The 23,313-nt window shown below is 67.0% G+C and carries 20 protein-coding genes; 12 read left to right on the top strand and 8 right to left on the bottom strand.

Annotation, left to right across the window (positions count from 1 at the left end):
* Positions 1-3: 3 nt before the first annotated feature.
* The gene (gene mshB / locus NM962_14500) at positions 4-921 is read left to right on the top strand and encodes an N-acetyl-1-D-myo-inositol-2-amino-2-deoxy-alpha-D-glucopyranoside deacetylase (GenBank protein ID UVO11193.1); all 918 of its coding nucleotides are present in this window, start codon (positions 4-6) and stop codon (positions 919-921) included.
* A gap of 175 nt (positions 922-1,096) precedes the next feature.
* Positions 1,097-1,486: a hypothetical protein gene (locus NM962_14495; GenBank protein ID UVO14745.1), complete on the top strand. Its 390-nt coding sequence runs from the start codon at positions 1,097-1,099 to the stop codon at positions 1,484-1,486.
* Positions 1,487-1,512: 26 nt separating this feature from the next.
* Here NM962_14495 and NM962_14490 read toward each other — a convergent pair whose 3' ends face one another.
* Entirely contained in the window at positions 1,513-2,103 is a 591-nt protein-coding gene (locus NM962_14490) for a hypothetical protein (protein ID UVO11192.1), read from the bottom strand.
* A gap of 431 nt (positions 2,104-2,534) precedes the next feature.
* Here NM962_14490 and NM962_14485 point away from each other — a divergent pair, with 431 nt between their 5' ends.
* Positions 2,535-5,093 carry a bifunctional FO biosynthesis protein CofGH gene (locus tag NM962_14485; protein UVO14744.1) on the top strand — a complete coding sequence of 853 codons (2,559 nt, stop codon included), beginning with the start codon at positions 2,535-2,537 and terminating at the stop codon, positions 5,091-5,093.
* 61 nt (positions 5,094-5,154) lie between these two features.
* On the opposite strand, the gene NM962_14480 is transcribed toward NM962_14485, so the two are convergent.
* Together NM962_14480 and NM962_14475 are read right to left on the bottom strand one after the other, a co-directional pair.
* The gene (locus tag NM962_14480) at positions 5,155-7,161 is read right to left on the bottom strand and encodes an NADPH-dependent 2,4-dienoyl-CoA reductase (protein UVO14743.1); all 2,007 of its coding nucleotides are present in this window, start codon (positions 7,159-7,161) and stop codon (positions 5,155-5,157) included.
* A gap of 46 nt (positions 7,162-7,207) precedes the next feature.
* Positions 7,208-7,756, bottom strand: a complete 549-nt coding sequence (locus NM962_14475) for a PadR family transcriptional regulator (protein ID UVO11191.1) — start codon at positions 7,754-7,756, stop codon at positions 7,208-7,210.
* A gap of 164 nt (positions 7,757-7,920) precedes the next feature.
* Between NM962_14475 and dapC the strand changes: the two genes are divergently transcribed.
* Positions 7,921-9,021: a succinyldiaminopimelate transaminase gene (dapC, locus tag NM962_14470; protein ID UVO14742.1), complete on the top strand. Its 1,101-nt coding sequence runs from the start codon at positions 7,921-7,923 to the stop codon at positions 9,019-9,021.
* Here the strand turns inward: dapC and NM962_14465 are convergent.
* Positions 9,018-9,716, bottom strand: a complete 699-nt coding sequence (locus NM962_14465) for an HNH endonuclease family protein (GenBank protein ID UVO11190.1) — start codon at positions 9,714-9,716, stop codon at positions 9,018-9,020. The two genes, dapC and NM962_14465, sit on opposite strands and share 4 nt — an antisense overlap.
* A 155-nt stretch (positions 9,717-9,871) precedes the next feature.
* Here NM962_14465 and NM962_14460 point away from each other — a divergent pair, with 155 nt between their 5' ends.
* Positions 9,872-10,774, top strand: a complete 903-nt coding sequence (locus NM962_14460; protein UVO11189.1) for a pseudouridine-5'-phosphate glycosidase — start codon at positions 9,872-9,874, stop codon at positions 10,772-10,774.
* Here the strand turns inward: NM962_14460 and NM962_14455 are convergent.
* Positions 10,771-11,991, bottom strand: a complete 1,221-nt coding sequence (locus NM962_14455; GenBank protein ID UVO11188.1) for a PucR family transcriptional regulator — start codon at positions 11,989-11,991, stop codon at positions 10,771-10,773. The two genes, NM962_14460 and NM962_14455, sit on opposite strands and share 4 nt — an antisense overlap.
* Positions 11,992-12,116: 125 nt before the next feature.
* Here NM962_14455 and NM962_14450 point away from each other — a divergent pair, with 125 nt between their 5' ends.
* Genes NM962_14450 through NM962_14440 form a run of 3 tightly spaced genes read left to right on the top strand, consistent with a single transcriptional unit; the run spans position 12,117 to position 15,597 of the window.
* Positions 12,117-13,568 carry a PE-PPE domain-containing protein gene (locus tag NM962_14450; protein ID UVO11187.1) on the top strand — a complete coding sequence of 484 codons (1,452 nt, stop codon included), beginning with the start codon at positions 12,117-12,119 and terminating at the stop codon, positions 13,566-13,568.
* Positions 13,569-13,598: 30 nt separating this feature from the next.
* On the top strand, positions 13,599-15,230 hold the full coding sequence (gene pruA / locus NM962_14445; GenBank protein ID UVO11186.1) for an L-glutamate gamma-semialdehyde dehydrogenase: 1,632 nt from the start codon (positions 13,599-13,601) through the stop codon (positions 15,228-15,230).
* A gap of 19 nt (positions 15,231-15,249) precedes the next feature.
* Positions 15,250-15,597 carry a carboxymuconolactone decarboxylase family protein gene (locus NM962_14440; GenBank protein ID UVO11185.1) on the top strand — a complete coding sequence of 116 codons (348 nt, stop codon included), beginning with the start codon at positions 15,250-15,252 and terminating at the stop codon, positions 15,595-15,597.
* Between the two features lie 24 nt (positions 15,598-15,621).
* Here the strand turns inward: NM962_14440 and NM962_14435 are convergent, their stop codons facing one another.
* Positions 15,622-16,341, bottom strand: coding sequence for a transcriptional regulator (locus tag NM962_14435; GenBank protein UVO11184.1), 720 nt, complete (start codon positions 16,339-16,341; stop codon positions 15,622-15,624).
* Positions 16,342-16,469: 128 nt separating this feature from the next.
* Here NM962_14435 and NM962_14430 point away from each other — a divergent pair, with 128 nt between their 5' ends.
* Together NM962_14430 and NM962_14425 are read left to right on the top strand one after the other, a co-directional pair.
* The gene (locus NM962_14430) at positions 16,470-17,870 is read left to right on the top strand and encodes an acyl-CoA synthetase (protein UVO11183.1); all 1,401 of its coding nucleotides are present in this window, start codon (positions 16,470-16,472) and stop codon (positions 17,868-17,870) included.
* 38 nt (positions 17,871-17,908) lie between these two features.
* Positions 17,909-18,205, top strand: a complete 297-nt coding sequence (locus NM962_14425; protein ID UVO11182.1) for a hypothetical protein — start codon at positions 17,909-17,911, stop codon at positions 18,203-18,205.
* Positions 18,206-18,213: 8 nt separating this feature from the next.
* Here NM962_14425 and NM962_14420 read toward each other — a convergent pair whose 3' ends face one another.
* The gene (locus tag NM962_14420) at positions 18,214-18,897 is read right to left on the bottom strand and encodes a TetR/AcrR family transcriptional regulator (protein ID UVO11181.1); all 684 of its coding nucleotides are present in this window, start codon (positions 18,895-18,897) and stop codon (positions 18,214-18,216) included.
* Positions 18,898-19,017: 120 nt separating this feature from the next.
* Between NM962_14420 and NM962_14415 the strand changes: the two genes are divergently transcribed.
* Both NM962_14415 and NM962_14410 read left to right on the top strand, forming a co-directional pair.
* On the top strand, positions 19,018-19,443 hold the full coding sequence (locus tag NM962_14415; GenBank protein ID UVO11180.1) for an MmpS family protein: 426 nt from the start codon (positions 19,018-19,020) through the stop codon (positions 19,441-19,443).
* Positions 19,440-22,337 carry an MMPL family transporter gene (locus NM962_14410; GenBank protein ID UVO11179.1) on the top strand — a complete coding sequence of 966 codons (2,898 nt, stop codon included), beginning with the start codon at positions 19,440-19,442 and terminating at the stop codon, positions 22,335-22,337. Before NM962_14415 ends, NM962_14410 begins: the two co-directional genes overlap by 4 nt.
* Here the strand turns inward: NM962_14410 and dapD are convergent.
* Positions 22,334-23,287 carry a 2,3,4,5-tetrahydropyridine-2,6-dicarboxylate N-succinyltransferase gene (gene dapD, locus NM962_14405; protein UVO14741.1) on the bottom strand — a complete coding sequence of 318 codons (954 nt, stop codon included), beginning with the start codon at positions 23,285-23,287 and terminating at the stop codon, positions 22,334-22,336. The genes NM962_14410 and dapD overlap by 4 nt on opposite strands.
* Positions 23,288-23,313: the final 26 nt, after the last annotated feature.

Below are 23,313 nucleotides of genomic sequence, written 5' to 3'. Positions count from 1 at the left end.
GGCGTGTCGGATCCGATTCCGCGGTTGCTGTTCGTGCATGCCCACCCCGATGACGAAACCCTGACCACCGGGGCGACGATCGCCCACTACGCCGCCCGCGGCGCTGACGTGCATGTGGTGACCTGCACGCTGGGGGAGGAGGGTGAGGTCATCGGGGGCCGTTGGGCGCGCCTGGCGGTGGACGGGGCCGACCAGTTGGGTGGCTATCGGATAGGTGAGCTGACTGCGGCGCTGCAGGCGTTGGGAGTTGGCCCGCCGCAGTTTCTCGGCGGCGCGGGACGCTGGCGTGACTCGGGGATGAGCGGCACCCCGGCGCGGCGACAGCAGCGGTTCATCGACGCCGACGATGCCGAGTCCGTCGGGGCGCTGGCGGCCATCGTCCGGGAGCTACGCCCGCACGTGGTCGTCAGCTACGACCCGAGCGGTGGGTACGGCCATCCCGATCACATACACGCCCATCGCGTCACCACTGCGGCGCTGGCCGCAGCGGCAGAGGACGGCTCCGAACCAGGCTGGGCCACCCCGAAGTTCTACTGGACGGTGACCGCCGGCAGCGCCCGGCGAACCGCCCTCGAAGAGCTGCAAGACACCGATCGGCTGCCGCATTGGACGGTGGCCGATGCGCCGGACGCGCAGGCGATCGGGGACTTCTCCGACGACCGGATCGATGCGGTGATCGAGGCCGCGGAGGCACGCGCGGCCAAGGTGGCAGCCATGAACGCCCATGCCACCCAGATCACCGTCGGGCCGACCGGCCGGGCGTTCGCCTTGTCGAACAACGTGGTCCAGCCGATTTTGGACGCTGAACATTACGTCCTGGTTGCCGGTGATCCCGGTCCGCGCGACGGCCGGGGATGGGAAACCGATCTCCTGGCCGGACTTCAGCTCGATGAGGACGGTCACAGGGTAGGCTCCTGCTGAGCAGTTTTTGTAGCGGCAAGGACTTAGGTGGTTTAGGCATGGATCCCGATCTGGACCCGAACTTGGAGCACTGGCAGTGGTGGCTCGACAGCTACCAGTGGATGGTTGGTTCGTTGGTCAGCCAGCTGGAGAGCATCCCCACTTGAGCCCCGTCGCGTCGCTCACCGAGCCCGCGATGCCCACTGATACGCCGGCATTCAACTTCGTCGTGCTGGCGCTGCTTGCCCTCGACGGCGCGCTCTGCGCCGTGGCTACCGCGCTGCTATTGCCAGCGCATATCGGTGCGGTCCCCTTTCCGGTTAGTGCCCTGATCGGGGGCCTGGTCAACGCCGGCCTGGTGTGGGTCGCGCAGCGCTGCACCGCGTCACTGCGATTGGCGGTGCTGCCGCTGTGGTCCTGGTTGTTGACCATCGCGTTGATGACCTTCGGTGGTCCAGGGGACGACCTGATCTTCGCCGACCGCGGCGTGATGGCCTATGGCGTGCTACTGATGATCGTGCTGGGCAGCGCGCCGCCCGGGTGGGTGCTGTGGCGGCGTCGCCAGGCGCTGGCCGGCACTGTCTAGGAAATCAGGCCTAGCCCGATTCTTGGCTACAGGAACATGTCCAGCAGCGACGCACCCACGTACTGAACCGCGTCGCCCAGGTCCCCCGCCTCCAGTGCGTCGACGTTCAGCGCCGTGTCGGGCAGGCTGAACTCCGCAGGCGCCGGCATGTCCGACAACCCGACTGGGGCGCCGGAATCGGTGGCCTCGGCGTAGTAGGGGTAGTAGGGGTAGTACGAACCCACGAGCAACGGCCAAATGATTCCTTCGATCAGATTGATCGGGGCCCAGATCAACGATGTGGCCAGGGATCCGACGATCGGAATCCAGCTGATGGGCGTCAACAGCGCGGATACCACCGAGTTGAACACCCCTATCACTTCTGCAATGAGATATCCGAGCCCGAAAAAGCCGCCCGCCGCGTCACCAGCGATGTCCGACAGTTCGCTTGAACCTAGGGATTCGAGCAGGCCCGGCCCCAGAGATTCCAGTAGATCGGCGGGCAGGGCCTCCGCGGTCAAGACCACTGGGTGGACCTGAACGTCAGCATGCGGTACCGCTGGGATGACTGCGGGGTTACCCGCGATGCATGTCGCCGCAACCAGGGGTGTGAACCAACGAGTAGCTGAGATTTGCATGATGACTCCTTACTGTTCCGCCCAGTAAATAACAGTCTGGAATAGTAGTCAATAGACCATAATTATGGGTAACTAGACATATAGTAGGCATATGGTTCTCGGCTGGGGGTGAATAACGACCCAGATGGCGTGCACGCGAGACGCACCCTCACGCCCTGCCGTGAGCATCATGCTGTGAAATGCTAAGTAAATCCAGGCAAATGTCTTGGGTTCGGGAGGGTCGTTGGTGGCGCTGGCGGGCGCGGCTGTCGCGGCGACCGGAGACGGTTCGAGCAGCGCAAGTTCCCCGGTTTCCCCCTTGTTTCCGGGCCTTTGGCCTGCCCGGGCAGACGTACCCTGGCTGGTGAATCGGAAGCGGCTTGCCGAGATCTGGAAAAGTATGGGGTGTGCACAATGAACAGCAAGCGGTTCCGAGTTGTGGTGACGTGACACTGCCCCCGGATCTGCCTGATGCGTCGCGTCCGCCGGTCGTGTCGGCGGCGGCGCGGTCGGCACTGCGCCGCGTACTGCGACGTGCTCGCGACGGCGTCCTTCTCAATCCAGAGGAAACCGCCATCGCGATGACGGCGCGGGGCGACGACCTGGCCGACCTGTGCGCGAGCGCGGCCCGGGTGCGCGACGCCGGACTGGTGTCGGGCGGCCGGCGCGGGCCGGGTGGGCGGCTGCCGGTCAGTTACTCGCGCAAGGTGTTCATCCCGGTCACCCACTTGTGCCGCGACACCTGCCACTACTGCACCTTCGTCACCGTGCCCGGCGTGCTGCGAGCGCAGGGCAAGCAGATGTACCTGGGTCCCGACGAGATCCTCGACATCGCCCGCCGCGGCGCCGAGTTGGGTTGCAAGGAGGCACTGTTCACCCTGGGCGACCGACCCGAAGACCGCTGGCCCGAGGCGCGTCAGTGGCTCGACGAGCGCGGCTACGACAGCACGCTGGCCTACGTCCGGGCGATGGCCATCCTGGTGCTGGAAGAGACCGGCCTGCTGCCGCACCTGAATCCCGGGGTGATGAGCTGGTCGGAGATGTCGCGGCTCAAGCCGGTGGCGCCGTCGATGGGCATGATGCTCGAAACCACCTCCCGGCGGCTGTTCGAGACCAAAGGACTGGCGCACTACGGCAGCCCGGACAAGGATCCGGTGGTGCGCCTGCGCACGCTGGCGGACGCGGGCCGACTCTCGATCCCGTTCACCACCGGCCTGTTGGTCGGCATCGGCGAGACGCTCGCGGAGCGTGCCGACACGCTGCACGCGATCCGCAAGGTGCACAAAGAGTTCGGGCACATCCAGGAAGTCATCGTGCAGAACTTCCGGGCCAAGGAGCACACCGCGATGGCGGCGGTGCCCGATACAGGTTTTGAGGATTTCCTGGCCACGGTGGCGGCGACCCGGCTGGTGCTGGGCCCCAAGATGCGGGTGCAGGCACCGCCCAACCTGGTGTCGGCCGAGGAATGCCTGGCGCTGATCGGCGCCGGGGTCGACGACTGGGGCGGAGTGTCGCCGCTGACCCCCGACCACGTCAATCCGGAACGGCCCTGGCCGGCACTGGACGACCTGGCCACGATCACCGAACAAGCCGGCTATGACCTGGTGCAGCGGCTTACCGCCCAGCCCGACTACGTGCTGGCCGGTGCGGCGTGGATCGATCCGCGCGTGCGCCCGCACGTCGCGGCGCTGGCCGACCCGGACACCGGCTGGGCCCGCGACATCAATCCGGTCGGGCTGGCCTGGCAGGAACCCGATGAGGTGCAGTCCGCCGGCCGGGTGGACCTGCATACCGCGATCGACGTCGACGGCCGGGCCACCGAGACGCGCAGTGATCTCGGCAGCGCTTTCGGGGACTGGGAGTCGATCCGCGAGCAGATTCATCAACTGGCGGCTCGTGCGCCCGAACGCGTCGACACCGATGTGCTGGCCGCGCTGCGTTCAGCCGAGCGTGACCCGGCCGGCTGCACCGACGCCGAGTATCTGGCATTGGCCACCGCGGACGGACCGGCCATGGACGCCGTTGCCGCACTGGCCGACTCGCTGCGTCGCGACACCGTCGGCGACGACGTGACCTACGTGGTCAACCGCAACATCAACTTCACCAACATCTGCTACGTCGGCTGTCGGTTCTGTGCCTTCGCCCAGCGCAAAGGCGACGCCGACGCCTTCTCGCTGTCGAATGCCGAGGTCGGTGAGCGTGCCTACGAGGCGCATCTGGCGGGCGCCACCGAGGTCTGCATGCAGGGCGGCATCGACCCGGAGCTGCCGGTCACCGGTTACGCCGATCTGGTCCGTGCGGTCAAGGCGCGGGTGCCGTCGATGCACGTACACGCGTTCTCACCGATGGAGATCACCAACGGGGTGTCCAAGAGCGGTTTGAGCATTCGGGAATGGCTGATCAGCCTGCGGGAGGCGGGGCTGGGCAGCATTCCGGGCACCGCCGCCGAGATCCTCGACGACGAGATCCGCTGGGTGCTCACCAAAGGCAAGCTACCGACTTCGATGTGGGTGGAGGTGGTCAGCACTGCCCACGAGGTGGGGCTGCGGTCCAGCTCGACGATGATGTACGGCCACATCGACTCCCCGCGGCATTGGATCGGACACCTGCGGGTGTTGCGTGGCATCCAGGACCGCACCGGCGGCTTCACCGAGTTTGTACCGTTGCCGTTCGTGCATCAGAGCTCACCGCTGTATCTGGCCGGTGGGGCGCGGCCCGGCCCGAGTCATCGCGACAACCGTGCCGTACATGCGTTGGCGCGGATCATGTTGCACGACCGCATCCCCAACATCCAGACCAGCTGGGTCAAGTTGGGTGTGGAGCGCACCCAGGTGATGCTCAACGGTGGAGCCAATGACCTGGGCGGCACGCTGATGGAGGAGACCATCTCGCGGATGGCCGGCTCCGAGCATGGATCGGCCAAGACCATCGCGGAGCTGACGTCGATCGCCGAGGGTATCGGCCGCCCGGCCCGCCAGCGCAGCACCGACTACGCGCCGCTGCCGGCCTGACCTTCCTGCGATTTCGGCGCGGTTTGTCCCGCTCAGCGGGCAAAGCCGCGCCGAAATCGCGTCAGAGGCGGGCGGCCAGCTCGGTGCCCTGCTTGATGGCCCGCTTGGCATCCAGCTCGGACGCCAGTGCCGCCCCACCGATGATGTGCGGTGTCGTGCCGCGGGACCGCAATCCGTCTTCGAGGTCGCGCACCGACTCCTGCCCGGCGCAGATCACCACGTTGTCCACGGCCAACACCTGCGGGCGTGACTTGTTCGGGCCGTAGCTGATGTGCAACCCGTCATCATCGATGCGGTCGTAGTTCACCCCGGAGAGCTGCTGGACGTTCTTGGCTTTCAACGATGCCCGGTGTACCCAGCCGCTGGTCTTGCCCAACTTGCGGCCCTGGGCGCCTGCGGTGCGGGCCAACAGATACACCTGGCGGGCCGGCGGCGCCGGGTCCGGCGGCAGCAATGCGCCCCTGGCCTCCCAGGGGTCGGCGGCGCCCCATTCGGCCTTCCACTCTTTGAGGTGCAGCGTCGGTGAGGAGTCGGGCGAATCCAGGACCAGGAATTCACTGACGTCGAAACCGATCCCGCCGGCACCCACCACCGCCACCGAGGAGCCCACCGGTCGGCCCGCGATCGCCTCGGCATACGACATCACCATCGGATGCTCGATGCCGGGGATCTGCGGGATCCGCGGCTTGACCCCGGTAGCCAGCACCACCTCGTCGAAGCCGGTCAGCTCGTCGACGTGAGCGCGGCTACCCAGACGCACCGTCACGGCGTACTTGTCCAGCATGGTCGTGAAGTAGCGGATCGTCGCGGCGAACTCCTCTTTGCCGGGGATCCTCTTGGCCAAGTCGAATTGGCCCCCGATGAACTCGTTCGCCTCAAACAGCGTCACGTCGTGGTCGCGTTCGGCGGCCGATACCGCTGCCGACAAACCGGCCGGACCGGCGCCCACCACCGCGATGCGCCGGCGCCGCCGCGTCGGACTGAGCACCAGCGTGGTTTCGTGACCGGCTCGGGGGTTGACCAGGCAGGAGACCTTCTTGTGCACGAAGGCGTGGTCCAGGCAGGCCTGATTGCACGCGATGCAGGTGTTGATCTCATCGGCACGGCCGTCGGCAGCCTTGCGCACCCAGTCCGGGTCGGCCAGCATCGGGCGGGCCATCGAGATCAGGCGCACCGACGTCTCGGCGAGGACCTGCTCGGCGGCCTGCGGCATGTTGATCCGGTTGGACGCCACCACCGGGATCGTGACGTGATCGGCGACGGCGTGCGAGATGTCGACGAACGCATTGTTGGGAACCGAAGTCACGATGGTCGGCACCCGCGCTTCATGCCAGCCGAAGCCGGAGTTGATCATGGTGGTGCCGGCCGCCTCGACTTCGGTTGCCAGCGCGAGGATTTCCTCCCAGCTCTGGCCATCCTCGACGTAGTCGGCCATCGACATCCGATAGCAGATGATGAAGTCGTCGCCGACCGCCGCGCGGGTGCGAGCGACGATCTGCACCGGGAAGCGGCGCCGATTGGCGGCCGTACCGCCGTAGCGGTCGGTGCGCCGGTTGGTGCGCGCTGCCAGGAACTGGTTCAGCAGGTAGCCCTCGCTGCCCATGATCTCCACACCGTCATAGCCGGCCTCGCGGGCCAATTCGGCGGCTCGGGCGAAGTCGGCGATCGTCGACTCGACCCCGCTGGTGGACAACGCCCTCGGCCGGAACGGGTTGATCGGTGCCTTGATACTCGACGCGCTGACCGAAAACGGGTGGTAGGCATAGCGTCCCGCATGCAGAATCTGCAGCGCGATCTTGCCGCCGGCATCGTGCACGGCGTCGGTGATGCGCCGATGGCGTCGCGCGTCGGCGCGGGTGGTCATTGCTGAGGCGAACGGCAGCAGCCAACCCGACCGGTTCGGGGCGTATCCGCCGGTGATGATCAGCCCTACGCCGCCGCGGGCGCGTGCCGCGAAGTACTCGGCCAGTTTGGCCGTGTCGCCGGCGCGGTCTTCCAGGCCGGTGTGCATCGAACCCATGACCACGCGGTTGGGCAGGGTCGTGAAACCCAGGTCCAGCGGGGCCATCAAGAGTGGATAGGGATTGGTGGATTCTGTTGTCACAGTGGACCCTTCACCTCAGTGCCTGTTCAACCTCGTCAAGCCAGTCAATTGCGCTCTCCTCCGCACGAATGCCGCCGCGCAACACCAGGTACTGATGGAGCGCGGCGCCGGTCAGCGAGCGCGGATCCGGGAATTGCTTCTTCTCCAGCGCGCGGTAGACGTCCAATCGCTCGCCACGTTCAGCGCGCAGGTCCACGGCCTGTGCGCGGACCGTGGCGCGGTCGCTGTGGCCCGCGCCGCGGATCTTGACGGCCAGTTCGCGGAGCCGGTTGTCCACCACCGAGCTTCCGCGGCCGGCCAGTGGAGCCGCGATCCAGCGGGCCAGCTCCGCGCGACCCGCCTCGGCGACGGTGTAGACCTTCTTGTCCGGGCGGCCCTGCTGGGCCACCTCGGTGACCTGCACCCAACCGTCAGCCTCCATGGCCCGCAGCGTCCGGTAGATCTGCTGGTGAGTGGCGCTCCAGAAATAGCCGATCGAGCGGTCGAAGCGGTGCGTGAGCTCGTAGCCCGAACCCGACTGCTCGCTCAACGACACCAGGATCGCGTGCGGAAGTGCCACGCGGGGAAGCATAGGCAGCCGCGCACCACCTATGCAACTTGTTGCACAGCAACTGAGTGCATAGCCGCCGTGGCCCCATGGGCCGTGGTGGTCGTGACGCCGCAGCGGCCTCTACTATCAGGACCGATGAATCCGCCCTGCGTCGCCGCAGCCTCGTGAGTCCCGTGCGCGGCGGCAGATCGGCCGTACTGCCGACATTTCCCTGGGACACCCTGGCCGAGGCGACGGCACTGGCCAAGGCGCATCCCGACGGCATCGTGGACCTGTCGGTCGGCACCCCGGTCGACCCCGTCGCCCCGCTCATCCGCGAGGCACTGGCGGCGGCATCCTCCGCGCCCGGGTATCCCACCACCGCCGGCACCGCGGCGCTGCGCGCCTCGGCGGTTGCCGCGCTGCAACGGCGTTACGGGATCACCGGCCTGGCCGAGTCGGCGGTGCTGCCCGTCATCGGCACCAAAGAACTCATCGCCTGGCTGCCGAGCCTGCTCGGCCTCGGCGATCAGGACGTGGTCGTGGTGCCCGAATTGGCCTACCCGACCTACGAGGTGGGCGCCCGGCTGGCCGGCGCCCGATGGGTGCGCGGCGATGCCCCGCAGCTGCTCGACGGTCCGCCGCCGGCCCTGGTGTACCTGAATTCGCCGAGCAACCCGACCGGGGCGATCGCGACAGTCGACGAGCTGCGCGCCGTGGTGGCCTGGGCCCGCGAGCATGACGTCCTGGTGATCTCCGATGAGTGCTACCTCGGGTTGGGCTGGGAGGACACCGCACCCTTCTCGGTGCTGCACCCGGCGGTGTGCGACGGCGACCACCGCGGCCTGCTGGCGGTGCACTCGCTGTCGAAGACCTCCTCGCTGGCGGGCTATCGAGCCGGTTTCGTCGCCGGGGACGCCGCGGTGGTGGCCGAACTGCTCGCGGTACGCAAACACGCCGGGATGATGGTGCCCACCCCGATTCAGGCGGCCATGGTCGCCGCCCTGGACGACGACGCCCATGAGCACGAACAGCGTGAGCGCTACGCCCGCCGCCGCGCGGCGCTGCTGCCGGCGATGCAGGCGGCCGGCTTCACCATCGAGCGCTCCCAGGGCGGGCTCTACCTGTGGGCCACTCGCGGCGAGGCGTGCCGGAACACCGTCGACTGGCTGGCCCAGCGCGGCATCTTGGTAGCGCCCGGCGAGTTCTACGGCCCGGCCGGTGCGCAGTACGTGCGGGTGGCGCTTACCGCCACCGACGAGCGGATCGCGGCGGCGGCGGCCCGGCTGGGTTAGCCGCCCGGCGCGCCACATTCGCCGGTGAGAATCCGCTCGATCGCGTCGTGCTCCGCCTCGGTCACCCACAGGCCGTAGCCGGACTTCACCGCGACGATCCGCGAGACGTAGGCGCAGCGATAGAACTTGTTGGGCGGTAGCCAGGTGGCTGCGTCGCCATCGCCTTTCTGCTCGTTGATCGGCCCGCTGGTGGCCTGCAGGTTCAGCGGATCGTTGGCGAAGTTGCGGCGGGTGAGCTCATCCCACTGCTGGGCGCCCTTCTGCCAGGCATCCGACAACGCCACCACATGGTCGATCTGCACCGCCTGGGAGGTACCCCGACCGCGCTGGAAGGCGATCGCGGTGCCGGTGTAGGGATCGTCCAAGACGCCGGACGTCACTACGCAATCGGCGGTGCCCGGCTTGATCTCGATGTCGACCAGGTCGCGGCGCAGGATGTCGTTGCGGGTGTCGCAGCCGTTGTGGCCGCCGGGCACCGTGACGTCGTCGCTCCACGCCTGGCCGAACAGGCCGCGCGAGTAGCCGGTCTTGGGCGCGCGGCCCTTGATCGGCAGTGCGTCCAGCATGGCCAGCTCGGCCGGTCCCTCGGCAGCACCGACCGAAACCGGATCCGCGGTGGCGGCCGGCGCCACGATCAGCAGGGCCGCGGTGAGCGCGGCGAAACAGCCGGGCCACCTGCGTCGCTGGTCGACCATGGCACCTCCGCGTGAACCCGGTGGTTCAGCGAGGCTCGACGAAGGAGAGGCGAAGCTGGAACCGCCGCATGAACCCGGTGAACAGTCGCGGACGCTACCAGCCTGGCCCGACACGAGCGATGCGCGCAGATCGCCGCGCGCCATAGGCTGAGCGGATGCGCATCCATCCCGAGGTCGCCGAGGCGTTGGCCGGCGGGCGGGCCGTGGTGGCGCTGGAGAGCACGATCATCAGCCATGGTCTGCCGCGTCCGGACAATCTGCGCATTGCGCGTGCCATCGAGCACGCCGTGCGCTCGGCGGGCGCGGTACCGGCCACCATCGCGATCATCGACGGCCAGCCGCACATCGGTCTCGACGATGATGCGCTGCACCGCATCGCCGTCGGGGGCACGGCGATCAAGATCAGTGTCCGTGAGATCGCGATGCTTGCCGCAGTGGCCGGCGACGGTGCGACCACGGTCGCCGCGACCGCGCACCTGGCGGCGGCAGCCGGCATCACGGTGTTCGCCACCGGCGGGTTGGGCGGCGTGCATCGCGGCGCACAGCACAGCTACGACGAGTCCGCGGATCTGACCACCCTCTCGCGCACCCCGGTACTGGTGGTGTGTTCGGGCGTGAAGTCGATCCTGGACATCGGTGCCACGTTGGAGCGGTTGGAGACGCTATCGGTGGGCGTGATCGGCTACCGCACCGACCGTTTTCCGGCTTTCTACCTCGCCGACTCCGGCCACCCACTCGACTGGTGGGTCCAGACACCCAAACAAGCTGCCGCGGTGCTGCGGGCTCGCGACCGGCTGGGCACCGACGGCTATGGGCTGGTGCTGGCCAACCCGATTCCCGCCGACGCCGAGCTGGACCGCCAACTGCATGACCGGGTGCTGGCCGAAGGATTGGCCGCCGCCCGGGCCGCGGGCATCCACGGCAAGGACGTCACCCCATTCCTGCTGGACTATTTCCACCGCGAGACGCACGGCGCATCGGTGGCGGCCAACGTCGCACTGGTACTGGCCAATGCGCGGGTAGCCGCCGAGATCGCCGTGGCCTATTCGGGCTGCTAGGTCCCGCCGTCACGCCAGCGCAGCGCGTCGAGGGCTACCGCGACGCTGACGCTGCTTTCGGCCAGCGGCCGAGGTAGCAGCTCATCGGCATGGGAAATCCTGCGCAACAATGTGTTTCGATGGGTATACAGACGTTCGGCGGCGCGGGAACCGTTGCACTGTTCGTGGACGTAGACCAGGACGGTTTCCTGGAGTTCCCGGTCGGCAGAAGCGAAATCACCCAGGGTGTGTTTGATGAATCGATCGGCCTGGGCCGCGTCCGCGGTAACCAGCGCGACGAGTTCGACATCGGCGAAGCTGGCGACCTGAATGGACGAGCGCCGCTTCATCATCATGCGTTGGGTAGCGACCGCGTCGAGATGACTGCGCCGGAAACCTGCCACCCCGGATGCTGGGATCCCCAGCGCGATCCGGACGCCGGGAAGTTCGCTGATCGCCGCCGAAATCCTTGGTACATTGAGGCTTCCGACACCCGGCAGCCACACCCATCGGGTAGCGGGGCCGATCCGCACGGACAAGATCGGACGCATCTCCGGCGTGGGCCACAACGCCTCGGTGGCGCAGTCGAGGTCGCTCGGATCGATGTCCGACTCGTCACCCCAGACGATGGCCGCGGTGTGTTCTTGGCCCAGGTGGTAGCCGAGCTGGCCTTCGGCTTGTCGGGGGATTGCCTTGCCACTGAGGATTTGCGCGATGATTTGGCGACGTTCGGCATGCACTTCGTTGGCGAGTTCGTCCCGTTCGACCTGTAGGTGCCGATAGACCTCGGTGACTGTGGCGTCGATGAACGAGGTCATCGACCGCGCGGATACATCGAGCAGCTCGCGCAGTTCGGCCGGGTCCGAGGTCAACCCGAATGCGATCTCCATCCAAAACTGCCAGGCCATGTTCTGCCCGAGCCGGTAGGCGTCGACCGACGTCGGTGACCTCAGGCCACGGCGTGCGATGCCGCGGGCGATGTCGGACAGCTCGCCGGTATTCGCCGCTACCGGCTCGCCCGGACGGCTGATATTGGCGGCCGCCCAGTGCAGCAGCGTGGACCAGATCCCTCGGCGGATGGCCGCGGCCAGTAGCGGATCGCCGCCGATGACCTGCATGTATTCCGACTCAAGTGCTGCCCGCTGCAGCTCATCGAGCTGCTCCGGGGCCATGTTCACCATCGCCTCGGCGCCCCGGCGCATGAGATCGCGGATCTGCTTCGAGGGTCGCTTCCACACCGGCGCAGCGTAGCGAAGATTGTGCACTCTGCACTTCAAAAAAGTGCAAATTGGTGCGCAATGGTCTTGTTTGGGGGCGCGGGCCTGCCCAATTATTGACCGGTCGTCGAGCCTAAGGAAATCTCATGTCGTTAGCACTTCGCTCCTACGTCACCGCAGGTGTCTGCCTGGTGGGAGCCGGCCTTGTCGCGGTCACACCGATGGCTCCCACCCCGTCGATGAAGCAGATGCAGGCCGTGCGGCTGTTGGCCGGTAGCGCGGCGGACTCGGCGAATGACCTGGTTGGACTGGTCGTCGGCGGTACCGGCACCCCGATCCCGCAGGATTCGGCGAAGTTCCCCGACTACGTGCAGCAGGCCAACGACCTGTTCATTCAACGGATTCTTCCCGGTGCCCACTCTCAGGGGGTGTTCACCCCGGAGGGCGGCTCGCCGATCTATACCGGCGTCAAGAGCCTGCCGTTCGACACGTCGTTCGCCCAGGGCGCCACGATGCTCAAGACCTATATCGAAGACAGTGTCGCAGCGGGTAACACCGTGGCGGTCTACGGGGAGTCGCAGAGCTCGACGATCTCCGGCATGGTGATGCCGGAGTTGGAGCAGGACGGCATCGCCGCCGATGCGGTGAAGTTCGTGTTGGTGGGCAACCCGAGCAACCCCGACGGCGGGTTGCTGGAACGGTTCGCCCCGCTGAGCCTGCCGGCGCTGGGCATCACGTTCGACGGTGCGACTCCCGCGGACTCCATCTACCAGACCGACATCTACACCCAGGAGTACGACGGCTTCGCCGACTTCCCGAAGTACACCCTGAACTTCCTGTCCGACCTCAACGCGTTCCTGGGCATCGAGTTCGTCCATCCCACCTACCGGCTGCTCACCGACCAGCAGCTCGACAACGCCATCCAGCTGCCCACCACCGACGGCTACGAGGGGAACACCACCTACTACATGATCCCGATGGCTGACGATCAGGTGCTGCCGCTGCTGCGCCTGTTCGAGGGCATCCCGTTGATCGGCAAGCCGCTGGTGGACCTGCTGAACCCGGCGTTGACCCAGATCGTGAACCTGGGCTACGACAACCCCGACAACGAGGGCTGGGATGTCGGGCAGGCCAATGTGCCCACCACGTTCGGGCTGTTCCCGTCGACCGACCAGCTGATGACGGCGCTGAACAATATGGGCCCCGCCTTGCAGCAGGGCTTCCAGGCGTTCGTCAACGATCTGGAGCACCCGGCGGCCACGGCCGATGCGTCGGGGCTGTTCGCCGGCCTGCTGGCGGGAAGCGGCGCCGGTGGTGCCCTGCCGAGCTTCACCGACATCGTCAACGGTCTGACGTCGGCGTTCTCGCAGGGCTACGCGACATTGTTGCCGCAGGCCGACATCGCGACCTCGTTGCTGGTCAACATGCCGGCCTACGACATCAGCCTGTTCACCGAGAACCTCAGCAATCCGATCGACGCCATCGGCCTGCCGTTGGCCGCCGATACCGGGCTGCTCACCCTGGCCGCCGGCATCGACCTCATGGTGCTGCAGCAGACCCTGACGTCCATCTCGAGCGATTTGGCTGGCATCTTCTGACCGACGGCGGATCCGGGCGCATCCTGGGTTATGGACGCCATCACCGAAGTACCGGTTCCGGTCAACGAGCCGGTCCATGACTACACCCCGGATTCGGCGGAGCGCACCCGGCTGCGCACCGCACTGGCTGCGCTCGCCGACCAACCACGCGACTTGCCGCACATCATCGCCGGCCGGCATCGGATGGGCGAGGGTGCGCGCATCGACATCGTCGCGCCGCACCGGCACGCCGCCGTGCTAGGCACGTTGACCAACGCCACCCACGCCGACGCCACCGCCGCGGTCGAAGCCGCCGCCGCGGCCAAGAACGACTGGGCGGCAACCCCGTTCGACGAGCGCGCGGCCATCTTCCTGCGCGCCGCTGACCTGTTGGCCGGCCCATGGCGGGAGACCATCGCCGCCGCCGGCATGCTCGGCCAGTCCAAGACCGTCTATCAGGCCGAGATCGACGCGCCGTGCGAACTCATCGACTTCTGGCGGTTCAACGTCGCGTTCGCCCGTCAGATCCTGACGCAGCAACCCATCAGCAGCCCGGGGGTGTGGAACCGCGCCGATTATCGGCCGCTGGACGGTTTCGTCTACGCCATCACCCCGTTCAACTTCTCCTCGATCGCCGGCAACCTGCCCACCGCCCCGGCACTGATGGGCAATACGGTGATCTGGAAGCCGTCGGTCACCCAGACCCTCGCCGCCTACCTGACCATGCAGCTGCTGGAAGAGGCTGGGCTGCCGCCGGGGGTGATCAACCTGCTCACCGGTGACGGCTACGCGGTTTCCGAAGTGGCGCTGGCGGATTCGCGGCTGGCCGGAATCCACTTCACCGGCTCGACGGAGACTTTCCGTGCGCTGTGGCGTCAGGTGGGCGCCAACATCGACCGGTACGGCAGCTATCCACGACTGGTGGGGGAGACCGGCGGCAAGGACTTCGTGGTGGCGCATGCTTCGGCGCACCCGGACGTGCTGCGTACCGCGCTGATTCGCGGTGCTTTCGACTACCAGGGTCAGAAGTGTTCGGCCGCCTCGCGGGCGTACATTCCCCGCTCGTTGTGGCGGCGATTCGGCGACGACCTGCTGACCGCCACGGCGGAGCTGCGCTGCGGCGACGTCACTGACCTGACCAACTTCGGTGGCGCGCTGATCGACGGGCGGGCGTTCGCCAAGAACGTGCGCGCCATCGAGCGCGCCAAAGCTGCCGCCGGTGTTGAGGTTGCGGTCGGCGGTGACTACGACGACAGCGTGGGCTACTTCGTGCGGCCCACGGTGCTGCTCTCCGACGATCCGGCTGACGAGATGTTCAGCACGGAATACTTCGGCCCGCTGCTGTCGGTGCACGTCTACGCCGACGAGCAGTACGCGCAGATTCTCGACCTCATCGACACCGGATCGCGCTACGCGCTGACCGGAGCGGTCATCGCCGAGGACCGGCACGCCGCGCGTACCGCGCTGCAGCGGCTGCGGTTCGCCGCCGGGAACTTCTACATCAACGACAAGCCGACCGGTGCGGTGGTGGGGCAGCAGCCGTTTGGCGGGTCACGCAACTCGGGAACCAACGACAAGGCGGGTTCGCCGCTGAACCTGCTGCGCTGGACGTCGGCGCGAACGATCAAAGAGAACTTCCTTCCGCCCACCCAGCACGGCTACCCGCACATGGCCGCACCGTGAACCTGATACCCTAGGGGGTATGAGCCATTACCAGGAAGTCCTCAACGAGCTGAACCCGCAGCACCGTGACCTTCGGCAGCAGATCCCCGGCGTCTACGAAGCTTTCGGCGAAATGAGCAAGGCCACGTTCGAATCCGGTGCCTTGGAGCGCAAGGTCAAAGAACTCATGGCGATGGCAATGGGCGTGGTGCAGGGCTGCGACGGATGCATCGCCTCACACGCACGGGCGGCGGCGCGCGCCGGGGCCACCAAGCAAGAGGCCGCCGAGGCCATCGGCGTCAGCATTCTCATGCACGGCGGGCCGGCCACTATTTACGGAGCCCGTGCCTACACGGCGTTCTGCGAATTCGCCGACGACACGGATTGACGATTCCGTGTCGAGCCTGCCGGGTTAGCGGCCGATCACCCTGGCGATGCACATCTCCGGCTCGACGAACGGCTCCAACTCCGCGCTGCCGCCGGGAGCGTTCTCTGCGTTGAGCAGCCCGCGCAACAGGCCCCGGTGCATGGCGCAGCTGACCTCCGGGTGTGCCCGCGCCATGTCGCGAACCGGACAGACGTGCAGCAGGATTGTGCGTCGGCTGCCGTCGCCGTCATCGGCTGCGGTGAGTTCCGCGCCGAACCCCATCCGTGCGAAGATCCCCGCGATCCGGTCGGCGCACTCGTCGATGCCATCGCCGGCGGCCGATCTGTTCGGCGTGACGGGGGCCTCGGTGACGGAGTCGTCGGAGGCCAGGATCCGGTCGGCCCAGCGTTCGCCCGCCCGTTCGGCACGTTCCTGTCGCTCGGCGGGGGTCTCGCCGAGCTCCATCGCCAATATCTCGGCCAGGCTGCGGTAATCCAGACGGTCACGGACCGCCACGTAACCGGTGCGGGGCCGCCCGACGCCGTCGCGTTTGATCCGGGTCCGGGCGACCGCCCCGTCCTCGCACAAGGCATCGAGGTGGAACCGCACCGTGGTGACGTGCAGGTTCATCCGCTCGGCGAGCTCGGCGGCGTCGACCGCACCGGTGGCAGCGCCCACCAACCGCAGCACCCGGTCCCGTTGCTGGTTGCGTGGCAACCGTTGACTGCGAGCGGTGCCCTGCCGCTGGACGGACTGGTCGTGCATGGGGGTACCTCTCCTTGAGGAGTTGCCCATAAATTAAGGGAACTGATTCGTTGATACCACTTGTAGCGGTCGGCCGCCGTCCAGTCGGTCGGCTGGGACCGTGCTGAGGACCGGGTAACGTCCCCCAGATGCTGCTGACCTCGCTGGCTGCCGACGGTGCGAACGCCTCGGACATCGCCGATGCGGTGCGTATCGACAACACCCTACTGAGCCGTGCCGAGTTGAGTACCGCTGGCGCGGCGGTGCTCGAAGACCTTGCCGGGGCGCCGACGGTCGCGGTGCTGGCCACCCCCACGGCGCAGACCGTGCTGGCGGTCACCGGTTGTCTGCTCGCCGGGGTACCGGTGGTACCGGTCCCCGCTGACGTCGGCGTCGCCGAACGCCGGCACATCCTGCGTGACTCGGGAGCGCAGGCCTGGCTGGGGGAGCGGCCCGACGACCTCGCCGGCCTACCGCACTTCCCGGCGCGCGCCGGCTCGTCGTACCAAGTGCCCGAGGTGGGCGACGACACCGCGCTGATCATCTACACCTCCGGCACCACCGGCCCGCCCAAAGGTGTGCAACTGAGCCGGCGGGCGCTGGCTGCGGACCTCGATGCGCTGGCGCAGGCCTGGCAGTGGAGCCCCGATGACGTGCTCGTGCACGGCTTGCCGATGTACCACGTGCACGGCTTGGTCTTGGGCCTGTTGGGTTCGTTGCGGGTGGGCAACCGCTTCATACATACCGGCAGGCCGACGCCGGAGGCATACGCGGCCGCACGCGGCACGCTGTATTTCGGGGTGCCCACCGTGTGGTCGCGGGTGGTGGCCGACGCGAGTGCTGCTGCAGCGCTGCGGCCCGCGCGGTTGCTGGTCTCGGGCAGCGCGCCGCTTCCGGTCCCGATATTCGACGCCCTTGTCGCCCAGACCGGTCATGCCCCTATCGAGCGGTACGGCAGCACCGAGTCGCTGATCACGGTGAGCACCCGGGTCGACGGCGAGCGGCGCCCCGGATGGGTGGGCCTGCCGTTGCACGGGGTGCAGACCAAGCTCGTCGCTGATGACGGCGGGGCGGTGCCGCACGACGGCGCGACCATCGGTCGGCTCGCGGTGCGGGGGCCGACGCTGTTCAACGGTTATCTCAACCGCCCGGACGCCACCGCCGAGGCGTTCGACGCCGGTGGGTGGTACCGCACCGGGGATGTGGCGGTGATCGACGGCGACGGCATGCATCGGATCGTCGGCCGCGAATCGGTCGATCTGATCAAGACCGGCGGCTTTCGGGTCGGTGCCGGTGAGATCGAGACGGCGTTGCTGGGCCATCCCGCGGTCTCTGAAGTGGCCGTCGTCGGATTGCCGGACGAAGACCTGGGGCAGCGGATCGTCGCGTTCGTCGTGCCCTCGGCGGGCGGCGCTGCGCAGACCAGCGAATTGATCGACTATGTCGGTCAACAGCTGTCGGCGCACAAGCGGCCTCGCGAGGTGCGGATCGTGGATGCCTTGCCGCGCAACGCGATGGGAAAGGTGCTCAAGAAAGCGCTGCTGACGTAGGCTCCGCTTGCGCGAATCGAAACCAGAAGGGTGGGCCCGTGAAGCCTAGGAACCGATTCAGTCTCGCCGCTGTCACCGCCCTCGCCTGCGCGGCGGTCCTACTCGGCGGCTGCTCGGCGGTGGACAAGGTCATCAACAAAGGTGGCGACACCACCTGCGGAGAGTTCAACGGCCACACCGACGAGAAGCAGCGCTCCGAAATCTCCAAGATGCTCAAGGACAAAAAGGGCGGCGAGCCGTCGAACCTGGAGCTGTCGGGAACGCAGGTGGCGGTCAGCGCTTACTGCAAGACGATCGGGAAAGACAGCGACAAGATCAGCAGGGCGATGCTGTAGCGCTCATCTCATTCGCGGCTGCGGTCACCGCAGGGGCCTGCCGGTTCCCAGCTTCGCATCGCGCACTGGACTCCGTCGTCATTGAGTGCGGCCACCGGCAACGGCAATTGGTCACTGCGACAGCGCATCCCGTCGATAAGGATGGCCACAAAACGACGCCACAGGTGTGCGTCGACATGGCCGGCGAACTCGCTCACCGTGCCGGCCAGCAGCCCGAAGATCGGCATGTCGGTATCGGACAGTTCCGGGCGCAGGCGACCGTCGCTGCGCGCTCGCTCGACGAGCCGCTTCTGAACGGGAATGAGTCGCTCCTGGGCAGCTGTCACACGATCGCCCCCGTATGACTTGCTGAAGGCGATCTCCCGCAATCCCCGGTCGGTCGCGGTGATCTCACACATCTGCTCGACGTACCAGACGAACCCCTGCCAGGGATCTGGTTGTTGCAGCGCTGTTTCCGCCAAGTCGGCGAGCTGGTTCAGGCCGTCTTCGAAGATCGCCTCCAGCAGCTCCTCCTTGCTGGCGAACCGTCGGTAGACCGTGCCCACCCCCACGCCCGCATGGTGTGCGACGTCGTTGAGGTTGGGCTCCAGCCCCTTGCTGGCAAACAGGTCGCGGGCGGCTTCCAGCACCCGCGCCCGATTGCGCTCCGCGTCCTTGCGTAGCGGGCGGTCTGATGTGTCACTGGCGCTCACAGCGGCTCAGTGTAATGGGCGCAACAACTAAACCGGATTGACTTAATCCGCTTACATAGTTAGCTTAGCTACCGGGAGTGGAGACGGCGACCGGCCTGGTCAACGTCGGGGAAGGTGACGATGAAAAGGCTGATCAGCCGGGTTTGGCTGCCCGCTTTGATTGTGACGGCAGTCGCGGCAGGAGCTCTCACCGTCGCCCAGCTGCGGACAGTGTTCGGGGCGCATCCGGTCGTGGTGACCGACCTGTCCTCGGATAACGCCGAAGACTTCAACCCGAAGTTCGTGACATACGAGATCTTCGGCTCGGGCACCACGGCCGTCATCAACTACATGGACCTCGAAGGTAAGCCGCAGCGCGTCGCCGGTGTGGCGTTGCCGTGGACTCTGACGCTGCAGACCACCTTGCCCTCGGTGATGCCCAACATCCTGGCCCAGGGCGACGGCGACAGCATCAGCTGCCGGGTGACCGTCGACGACGAGGTCAAACAGGAAAGGACGGCTACCGGAGTGAACGCCGAAACCTTCTGCTTTGTGAAGGCCGCATGAGCGCGCCGACGGCCGGAGCGCCGACCGAACCCGTTCCGGCGGCACGTCACGCTGCGCGCCCGCGGCTACCCCGATTCATCCGGACGTTCGCGGTGCCGATCATCCTGGCCTGGATCGCCTTCGTTGCCGTACTGAACGTCGTCGTGCCGCAGCTCGAGGAAGTCGGCAAGCTGCGCGCGGTGTCGATGAGCCCCAACGACGCACCGTCGATGATCGCCACCAAGCGCGTCGGAAAAGTGTTTCACGAGTACGACACTTCCAGCTCGGTGATGATCGTGCTCGAAGGCGACGAGCCGCTGGGCGCGGCCGCACACGAGTTCTATGACCAGATGGTGCGCGATCTGCGTGCCGACACCGCTCACGTGCAGCACGTCCAAGACTTCTGGGGCGACACACTGACTGCCAAGGGCGCCCAGAGCGCCGACGGCAAGGCCGCCTACGTTCAGGTCTACATCGCCGGCGACCAGGGGGAGACGCTGGCCAACGAGTCGGTGGACGCGGTGCGCCACATCGCGTCCGAAGGGCGCGCCCCCGCCGGAGTGAAGGCCTACGTGACGGGGCCGGCGGCAACAAGTTCCGACCAGAACCACGTCGGCGACAAGAGCATGGAAACCATCGAGATGCTCACCTTCGCCGTCATCACGGTGATGTTGTTGGGCGTCTACCGATCCATCATCACCACGCTGATCGTGCTGCTCATGGTCGTCTTCGAACTGTCGGCCGCCCGAGGGTTGGTGGCATTCCTGGGATTCCACAACCTGTTCGGTCTGACGACCTTCGCGACCAACATGCTGGTGACGCTGGCCATCGCCGCCTCCACCGACTACGCGATCTTCCTGATCGGTCGATATCAGGAGGCGCGTAAGGCCGGCGAGGACCGAGAAACCGCTTACTACAGCATGTTCCACGGAACCGCGCATGTGGTGTTGGCCTCCGGGCTGACCATTGCCGGGGCCACCTTCTGCCTGCACTTCACTCGGCTGCCGTACTTCCAGACGATGGGCTTCCCGCTGTCGATCGGCATGGTGATCGTGGTCGCCGCCGCGTTGACCCTGGGGCCCGCAGTCATCTCGGTGTGCAGTCGCTTCGGTCGTGTGCTGGAACCCAAGCGCGTCGCCCGGTCGACCGGGTGGCACCGGGTCGGTACTGCCACCGTCCGCTGGCCCGGAGCGATCCTGGTGGCCGCCGTCGCAGCGGCACTGATCGGCCTGCTCACGCTGCCCGGGTACCACACGAGCTACAACGACCGCATCTACCTGCCCGATGACGTCGCGGCCAACGTGGGCTATTCCGCGGCGTTCCGGCACTTCTCCCAGGCGAAGATGAACCCGGACCTGATGATGATCGAAACCGAACGGGATCTGCGTAACCCGGCGGACTTCCTGGTGATCGACAAGATCGCCAAGGCCCTCAAGAGCGTGCACGGCATCGCCCAGGTGCAGACCATCACCCGCCCCGACGGGGACCCGATCAAACATTCCACGATCCCGTACACCGTCGGCCAAAGCGGCACGGCCCAGCTGATGAACAACGACTACATGCAGACCAACCTGGAGAACCTGCTCAAGCAGGCCGACGACCTGCAGGCCAGCATCGACTCGATGACCGAGATGATGAGCATCCAGCAGGATCTGGCCGAGGTGTCGCAGCGGATGGCCGACAAGATGTCGAACACGGCGGTCGACATCGGCGAAATGCGCGATCACATGGCCGATTTCGACGACTTCTTCCGGGTGTTCCGCAACTATTTCTACTGGGAGCCGCACTGCTTCGACATCCCCATCTGCTGGTCGTTGCGGTCGATCTTCGACGCCCTCGATGGCGTCGACACCATGTCTGCCGACTTCGATGAGATCGTGCCGGACATGCAGCGCATGGCCGAGTTGATGCCACGGATGGTCGCGGTGATGCCGGCGCAGATCCAGTCGATGAAAAATCAGAAGCAGACGTTGCTCAACCAGTACCAGGTGCAGAAGGCCCAGCAGGACCAGAACATCGCGATGCAGAAGAACTCCACCGCGATGGGCGAGGCGTTCGACGCCGCCAAGAACGACGATTCGTTCTACCTGCCGCCGGAGGCCTTCGACACCGCCGACTTCAAACGCGGCATCAAGCTGTTCATGTCGCCGGACGGTCATGCGGTGCGGTTCACCATCATTCACCAGGGTGATCCGTTGACGCCGGAGGGAATATCGCGCGTCGAACCGCTGAAGGTCGCGGCAGCCGACGCGATCAAGGGCACACCGTTCGAGGGGGCCAAGATCTACCTCGGCGGCAGTGCGGCGATGTTCTACGACATGCAGCAGGGCGCCAACTACGACTTGCTGATCGTGGCGACGGCCGCACTGATCCTGATCTTCATCATCATGATGGTGTTGACCCGCGCCGTGGTCGCCGCGACGGTGATCGTCGGCACGGTGGTGCTCAGCCTCGGTTCGGCGTTCGGCCTGTCAGTGCTGCTCTGGCAACACGTCGTGGGCATCCCGCTGCACTGGATGGTGCTACCGATGTCGGTCATCGTGCTGCTCGCCGTCGGCGCGGATTACAACCTACTGCTGGTCTCGCGGATCAAGGAGGAGATCCACGCGGGCCTGCACACCGGGCTGATTCGCGCCATGGTCGGCACCGGCGCCGTGGTCACGGCCGCGGGTCTGGTGTTCGCCTTCACCATGGCCTCCATGGCGGTCAGCGCCTTGATCGTGATCGGCCAGGTCGGCACGACCATCGGGCTGGGCCTGCTCTTCGACACCTTGATCGTGCGGTCGCTGATGACACCGTCGGTTGCGACCCTGCTCGGGCGCTGGTTCTGGTGGCCGCAGATCGTGCGGCCGCGGCCGGTTCCGCAGCCCTGGCCGCAACCGATCCAGCGCGCCCCGGAGGAGGCGCTGGTCTAGTTGGCGTGCAGGTCTTCGTTGAGCGCGATGCCCTGACCGTCGCGGGCCACCACCTCGACCGCGCCGGTCTGCGAGTTGCGGCGGAACAGCAGATTGTTCCGGCCGGCCAGGTCACGGGCCTTGGCCGTGCTGCCGTCGGGCAGGGTGACCTTGGTTCCGGCGGTGACGTAGAGCCCGGCCTCGACCACGCAGTCGTCGCCCAGCGGGATGCCCAATCCGGCGTTCGCGCCCAGCAAACAGCGCTTGCCGATCGAAATCACCTGGGTCCCACCGCCGGACAGCGTGCCCATGATCGACGCGCCGCCGCCGACGTCGGAGCCGTCGCCGACCACCACACCGGCCGAGATGCGGCCTTCGACCATCGAGGCGCCCAGGGTGCCCGCGTTGAAGTTGACGAATCCTTCGTGCATCACCGTGGTCCCCGACGCCAGGTGCGCACCTAGGCGCACCCGGTCGGCGTCGGCAATGCGCACGCCGGAGGGCAGCACGTAGTCGACCATGCGGGGGAACTTGTCCACCCCGTAGACGGTCACCGGGCCGCGCCGGCGCAACCGGGCACGCGTCGACTCGAAGCCCTCGACGGCGCACGGCCCGTAGTTGGTCCACACCACGTTGGTCAGCACACCGAACAGTCCGCCGGCATTGAGCCCGTGCGGCACCACCAGTCGATGCGAGAGTAGGTGCAGGCGCAGGTAGGCGTCGTAGGCGTCGACGGCGGTGTCGTCCAGCGACCCGATCACGGTGCGCACCGCGACCGTCTCGGTGCCGCGGTCCTCGTCGGCTCCGAGCAGTCCGGCCAGTTCGGCGGGCACCTCGTCCGCGCCAAGGCGGGTGGTCCCGGCCTGGCCCGGGCCGCCCAACTGCGGTGCGGGAAACCAGGTGTCGAGCACAGATCCGTCTGCGGCCAGCGTCGCTACCCCGACGCCCGAAGCTCCAGTCACGCCGGTCAGGCTACCTTTTGCCGCGAGCAGACACA

Source organism: Mycobacterium sp. SVM_VP21, from assembly GCA_024758765.1.
Lineage (GTDB): Bacteria > Actinomycetota > Actinomycetes > Mycobacteriales > Mycobacteriaceae > Mycobacterium > Mycobacterium heraklionense_C.
The sequence above is the reverse complement of the archived record's forward strand: the minus strand, read 5'-3'. Positions and strand labels throughout refer to the sequence as shown.